The sequence below is a fragment of the Variovorax flavidus genome (assembly GCF_030317145.1).
GTDB lineage: Bacteria > Pseudomonadota > Gammaproteobacteria > Burkholderiales > Burkholderiaceae_C > Variovorax > Variovorax flavidus.
The window spans coordinates 224,699-230,698 of the sequence record NZ_JASZYE010000007.1 but is presented as its reverse complement, the minus strand read 5'-3'; the positions used below and the strand labels follow the sequence as shown (position 1 = coordinate 230,698).

The 6,000-nt window shown below is 65.3% G+C and carries 5 protein-coding genes; 2 read left to right on the top strand and 3 right to left on the bottom strand.

Going from position 1 to position 6,000, the window contains the following annotated elements:
• Positions 1 to 151: 151 nt before the first annotated feature.
• Positions 152 to 1,219: a DNA topoisomerase IB gene (locus QTH90_RS26010; RefSeq protein WP_286667448.1), complete on the bottom strand. Its 1,068-nt coding sequence runs from the start codon at positions 1,217 to 1,219 to the stop codon at positions 152 to 154.
• Between the two features lie 214 nt (positions 1,220 to 1,433).
• On the opposite strand from QTH90_RS26010, the gene QTH90_RS26005 reads away from it, so the two are divergent.
• On the top strand, positions 1,434 to 2,462 hold the full coding sequence (locus tag QTH90_RS26005) for a purine-nucleoside phosphorylase (RefSeq protein WP_286667447.1): 1,029 nt from the start codon (positions 1,434 to 1,436) through the stop codon (positions 2,460 to 2,462).
• Positions 2,463 to 2,469: 7 nt separating this feature from the next.
• On the opposite strand, the gene QTH90_RS26000 is transcribed toward QTH90_RS26005, so the two are convergent.
• The gene (locus tag QTH90_RS26000) at positions 2,470 to 3,678 is read right to left on the bottom strand and encodes a Y-family DNA polymerase (RefSeq protein ID WP_286667460.1); all 1,209 of its coding nucleotides are present in this window, start codon (positions 3,676 to 3,678) and stop codon (positions 2,470 to 2,472) included.
• Between the two features lie 93 nt (positions 3,679 to 3,771).
• Between QTH90_RS26000 and QTH90_RS25995 the strand changes: the two genes are divergently transcribed.
• Entirely contained in the window at positions 3,772 to 4,557 is a 786-nt protein-coding gene (locus QTH90_RS25995; RefSeq protein ID WP_286667446.1) for a putative glycolipid-binding domain-containing protein, read from the top strand.
• Positions 4,558 to 4,575: 18 nt separating this feature from the next.
• Here QTH90_RS25995 and QTH90_RS25990 read toward each other — a convergent pair whose 3' ends face one another.
• Positions 4,576 to 5,958, bottom strand: a complete 1,383-nt coding sequence (locus tag QTH90_RS25990; RefSeq protein ID WP_286667445.1) for an FAD-binding oxidoreductase — start codon at positions 5,956 to 5,958, stop codon at positions 4,576 to 4,578.
• Positions 5,959 to 6,000 lie beyond the last annotated feature (42 nt).

The window sequence follows — 6,000 nt, the reverse complement described above, 5'->3', positions numbered from 1 at the left end:
AAACGCCTCAGCGCCGATGATAGTGCGGGTTCCCGTGTGAAAGTAGGTCATCGTCAGGCTCTTACAGCCCAGAAAAGCCCAGCCCCACAAAGGCTGGGCTTTTTTGCGTTCGGCGTTTGAATCGCGTGCGGCATGGGGCGGAAATAGCTGCCTATTTGGACGTTTTCGCTGCCGAGAGGCTCTTTGTCGTGCGGCCCGCCCCAAGCCGATGCTGGCGCAGAAACGCCAACAACCGCCCTTCCGCCGCGCGCAGATTGCGCGTGCTCGGCGCGCCGCGGGAGATCTTTGCCCAGATGCCGTTCATGACCTCGGCATCGTCCGCAAGAGTGGCGCCGAGCGCGAGGACGGCTGGATGTACATATGCCTTCTTGCAGACGGCAGGCGTGTTGCCGAGCTGAGCTGCCACCGCACCCAGTATTTCCTTTGCGCTGTATCGCACGGGGTTCGAACTTCCGCTTGTTTCGCTGCCGCCATCGCAGGCCAGGCGCGTCAACTCAAGTGCCTGAGTAGTGCCATGCCATGTTCGGAAGTCCTTCGCAGTGAAGTCTGCATCTGCGATTTCACGTAAGTAGCCATTCACATCAGTTGAAGAGATTCCGCGCACTTCGCCGTCTTCGTTCTGATACTGGAAGAGTTCTTGCCCCGGCAGTTGCTGGCACCGGCGGACCACCTTAGAGATGCGCGGGTCGCTGACTCTCGCTTCGTGCATCACGCCGCTCTTGCCGCGGAAACGCAGTTTCAGCGCCGCTCCCCGCACGTCGGCATGTCGGTTGCGGAGGGTCGTGAGTCCATACGAGCCATTGCTGCTCGCATATTCCTCGTTCCCCACCCGGAGGAAGGTTGTGTCGAGCAGGCGCACCAGCGTCGCCAGCACCACCTTGCGGTCCAAAGGGGCGCGCGGTCCTGATCGCAAATCACGCGCGACACGCCTGCGAATCTTGGGTAGTGCGCGCCCGAAAGCCTCGAGCCGGTCGAATTTGCTTTCGTCCTTCAACGCGCGCCAATCCGAGTGGTAGCGGTATTGCTTCCGGCCCCTTGCATCGAGGCCGGTCGCTTGCAGATGGCCGTTTGCCAACGGGCAGATCCAGACGTCACGGTAAGCCGGTGGGATCGCCAGTTGCCGGATCCGGGAAAGCTCGTCGACATCCCGTATCCACCCGCCGTCGGAATCACGGTACCGAAATGCCGCGCCTCGCTTCACCCGCTGCCATCCTGGCATGGCGCAATCGACGTAGACAAGTCCGTTGGCAAGTGGAGCAGGACGTTGACTCGAAATGGGCATGAGGTTTGCGACAATCGCGCACAGGGCGCAGCAGGAGATGCGTCACAGCGTGATGGCACCGGATCCGCGCCGGTGTAGGACGCCACAAACGTTGCCGGTGCGTGGTGCACTTGCGTCGACGTCCCTTCCCCCCATTTCTTCGGAGAATCCCATGTTTCCAGTCTGGTCCACTCGCGCCCGTTGGTTGGCGCTGCCCGCCGTCGTCGCGCTCGCCACCGGTTGCGCGTCGACCTCGGCGCCGAAAGTCGCAGAGCCCGTCAAGGTCAAAGTGTTCGTGGCCGCCATGTTCGAGATCGGCCAGAACACCGGCGATCGCGCTGGCGAATTCCAGCACTGGTACGAGCGTTACTGGAAGGGCGCAACGCCGATCACGGTGCCCGGCGCGCTGTCGCCCGTGTACTGCAACTCCGACGGTGTTTGTGGCGCGGTGCTCGGCATGGGCAAGGTCAACTCGTCGTCGTCGATGCAGGCGATCCTGCTGAATCCGAACTTCGATTTCTCCAAGGCCTACTACGTGATCTCGGGCGTGGCCGGCACGCCGCCTTCGCGCGGCACGATTGGCGAGGTCAGCTGGGCCACCTGGCTCGTGGACTACGACCTCGGCCACCGCTGGGCGCCGGAGGAAAACAAGGCCGGCGAGCCGACCTTCATGCCGCGCAAGGGCTACGAGGAGTACCGGCGCTTCAAGCTCAACCCTGAACTCGTCGCCTGGGCCATGAAGCTGTCGGCCGACACGCCACTGAAGGATGCGGACTCGGCGCGCAACTACCGCATGCGTTACCCGCAGGCTGCCGCCCGGCGCGCGCCTTTCGTGGGCACGGGGACGCACATGACGGGAGACACTTTCTTCCACGGCCCCGGCATGTCGAATCAGGCGCAGTACATCGCCAAACTCTACGGCGCCGACGACTACGTCATCACCGAAATGGAAGCCGCTGCGATCACCCTCGTCATCAAGCGCACACACGGCACCGACCGCGTGATGAGCCTGCGCGGCGCCGTCAACTTCGACCAGGGCAATCCGCGCGAGACCACGCTGCAGCATCTGGACCCGGCACCCGGCGAAACCGCCGGCGGCTTTGCCGAGACCGTGCAGAACATCGAGTTGGTCGGCAGCCGCGTGGTCGATCACATCGTCGTCAACTGGCCGCAATGGCAGGGCGGCGTGCCGGCGCGTTGAAGCGGCGCTAGAAGAGTGAGGCAGTCTGGGCTGCCGACCCCGCATCGTCCAGCGCCCGGCGACGGCTGCCGGCCTTCGGCTGATCCACAGCGACCGCGGCCGCATCGCCTACCTTGGCCAGCGCGCCCACGCGTACTCCGAGCAGACGCAGCGGCCGCTCCAGTGGCACCCGTTTGAGGCATCGACCCGCAATCTGCCGGATCGCCTTGGCGTCAGCGGTGAAGTGATCGATGGTCTGGTCGCGCGTCGCGATCTTGAAGTCGTCGTAGCGCAGCTTGATGCCGATCGTCTTGCCGACGTAGCCCTTGCGCTGCAGATCCTCGGCCACTTTCTCGCACAGGTGCGTGAAGATGGCGCCCAGCTCGGCACGGTCTCGCACCGCCTGCAGGTCGCGGTCGAAGGTCGTCTCGCGGCTCATCGAGACGGGCTCGCTCTCGGTGACGACCGGCCGGCTGTCGCGCCCCCAGGCGACTTCATGCATCCAGGCACCGGTGGCCTTGCCGAAGTTCGCGACCAGCCATTCACGATCGCGCGCCGCGAGTTCACCGATGGTCCGGATCTCATGGCGCTGCAGCTTCTCGTCCGCCTTCGGGCCGATGCCGTTGACCTTGCGGCATGGCAGCGGCCATATGCGCGACTGAAGATCGTCCTCGAACACCACCGAGATGCCATTGGGCTTGTCGAACTCGCTCGCCATCTTGGCCAGCAGCTTGTTGGGTGCGACGCCGATCGAGCAGGTGAGCCCGGTCGCATCGAGGATCGACTTCTGGATGAGCCGCGCCAACACGCGCCCGCCTTCGCGCTGGCCACCTGGCACGTCGGTGAAATCGATGTACACCTCGTCGACGCCCCGGTCTTCCATGACCGGCGCGATCTCGGTGATGACCTGCTTGAAGCGGCGTGAGAACTTCCGGTACTCGTCGAAATCCACCGGCAGGATGATGGCCTGCGGGCACAGCTTCGCGGCCTTCATGAGCCCCATCGCGGAGCCGACGCCGAACTGGCGCGCCGGGTACGTCGCAGTCGTGATCACGCCCCGCCCCGCATAGTCCTTGAGCAGCGGAAACGCCTCGACCGGAATGTCCGCCAGCGTCGCGCCTTCAGGCAGCTCGCGTATGGCTTCGTCGACCTTGCGGCGTCCGCCACCGATCACCACCGGCAGGCCCTTGAGTTGCGGGTAGCGCAGCAGTTCGACCGATGCGTAGAAAGCATCCATGTCGAGGTGGGCGATGCGGCGAATCGGTGCGGATGTCACGGCCGGTATTGTCGTCTGACGCACGCTGGACGGGGTTCGCGGGCGATTGCGCTGATGATCAATGCCGCGATCATGGCGCTGGCGGGCGTGGTGTGCCGACCGCACTCAAATGGGGCCTTTCACCAACACGCCTTTGGTGCGGCGCGCGGCGTGGACGATCTTCGGCATGGTCTGCGCAGCCAATCTTTACGCGCTCATGACGCTCCTGACCTGAGCAGACCGCGCGCGGATGCAATCCAGGCTTGCGCATCGCAGGTGCCCGGTGCCATCATCCAGCGTATGCAGACCATCGCATTCATGCTCTGGCGCCGGCTCGGCACCCCCGGTCATGATGTGTGCCGTCTTGATCGCAACGGCGAAAACTGGCAGATCGACGGCGCCGCGGCGTTTCGCAACGAGGACGGCCGCATCGCCCAACTCCACTATCGGGTGCGCTGCGACCGCGCCTGGCACACCCAATGGGGAACGGTTCGCGGCTGGCTCGGCAACGAGGCGATCGACTTGTCCATCGTGCGCGATGCGCATGGCGGCTGGAAGCTCAACGATGAGGCGGTGCCTGAGCTGGGGCACTGCGTCGACCTCGATCTCGGCTTCACGCCAGCGACCAACCTGCTGGCGCTGCGTCGATTGCACCTTGCCACGGGCGAGGCGTCCGACGCCCCGGCCGCATGGCTCGACCTCGACACCAGCAGCCTGACCGAACTCAAGCAGCACTACGAGCGGCGCGGCGAGGCCGAGTACTGGTACACCGCGCCGCGCTTCGACTACGCGGCGATGCTCGAAGTCACGTCGGACGGCTTCGTCCGGCGCTATCCCACGCTGTGGGAAGCCGAGGCCTGACGCCGCGCTGCGTGCGGCTCAGGCGGCTGCCGTCGGCCGGATGTTCTGGTTCACGCGGAACAGATTGCCCGGGTCGTACTGCCGCTTGATCGCCGCCAGCCTGTCGTAGTGCTCGCGGTAGGTGGCCTTCACGCGGTCCTCCCCCTCGTCCATCATGAAGTTGATGTACGCGCCGCCAGCCGAGTAGGGATGCAGCGCGTCCCAGTAGTTCTTGCACCAGTCGGTGATGCGGTCGCGGTTCGCGGGGTCGGGGTCCACACCGACGATCACCGAAGCCCACCGCGCATCGCGGTAGCTGAACGGCGTGTCCTTGCGTCCGACACGCTGAACGGCGCCGTCGATCGGGTACAGGTGCATCGACGATTGCATCGTCGGCAGCTGCGCGCCGTACTCCACGTGCAGCCCGATCGCTTCGTCGGGCAACTCGTTCACGAAATCCGCGCGCCAGTACCACTGGTGTCCGGGTGGGTACAGGGCATCGAAGGCGCTCTGCAGCATCGGATACGGCATCGGCCCGACGCCGTACAGCGCAGGGTTCATCGCCCGCACTGGCGCGAGCGCCTCCTCGGCCTGCGCCGGATCTCCGCTGTAGCACCAGACCACCCCGCACATCTTCTTCAGGTGCAACTCCTCCGGGAAAGGCGGGCCAGGCGGCACCGTGAGGAAGGCGAAGAAGCCGTTCAGCTCGGTGGGCGCCTTGCCGATGAAATCGCGATACCACTTGAACACTTCGGCAGAGCGCTCCATCGGCCACAAGGTCGGACCGGCCACCACGGTGCTGAGAGGGTGCAGGCGGTACTCGAAGGAAGTCACCACGCCGAAGTTGCCGCCGCCGCCGCGCACGGCCCAGAACAGGTCAGGGTTGTCCTTGGCGTTGGCGGTGACGAAGCTCCCGTCGGCGAGCACCATGTCGACGCCCAGTAGGTTGTCGATCGTCAATCCGAAGCGCCGCGACAGGTGCCCGATGCCGCCGCCCAGCGTGAGGCCCCCCACACCCGTGGTGGAGATGATGCCGGCCGGCGTCGCCATGCCGAAGGCATGCGTCGCATGGTCGACGTCCCCCCAGGTGCAGCCGCCCTCGGCCCGCACGGTGTGGGCCTTCGGGTCGACACGCAGGCCGCGCAATCCGGAGAGGTCGATCACCAGGCCGTCGTCGCAGGTGCCGAGGCCGCCGCCGTTGTGTCCGCCACCGCGCACGGCCAGCAGCAACTGGTTGTCGCGGGCGAAGTTGACCGACGCGATCACGTCCGCCACGTCGGCGCAGCGCGCGATCAGGCGCGGGCGCTTGTCGATCATGGCGTTGTAGACCTTGCGGGCCTCGTCGTAGGCGGCGTCGTCCGGCTGGATCAAAGTGCCGCGCAATTGCGCCTTGTAGGCATCGAGATGGGCTTCGTTGAACATGACCACTCCTTGGAAGTGAGCAAAGTCTAGGAAGCCACCGAC

Excerpts from the sequence above, each read along its gene's own strand:
- QTH90_RS26010 (WP_286667448.1), bottom strand. The coding sequence starts at position 1,219 with ATGCCAGGATGGCAGCGGGTGAAGCGAGGCGCGGCATTTCGGTACCGT.
- QTH90_RS26005 (WP_286667447.1), top strand. The coding sequence starts at position 1,434 with ATGTTTCCAGTCTGGTCCACTCGCGCCCGTTGGTTGGCGCTGCCCGCC.
- QTH90_RS26000 (WP_286667460.1), bottom strand. The coding sequence starts at position 3,678 with ATGGATGCTTTCTACGCATCGGTCGAACTGCTGCGCTACCCGCAACTC.
- QTH90_RS25995 (WP_286667446.1), top strand. The coding sequence starts at position 3,772 with ATGATCAATGCCGCGATCATGGCGCTGGCGGGCGTGGTGTGCCGACCG.
- QTH90_RS25990 (WP_286667445.1), bottom strand. The coding sequence starts at position 5,958 with ATGTTCAACGAAGCCCATCTCGATGCCTACAAGGCGCAATTGCGCGGC.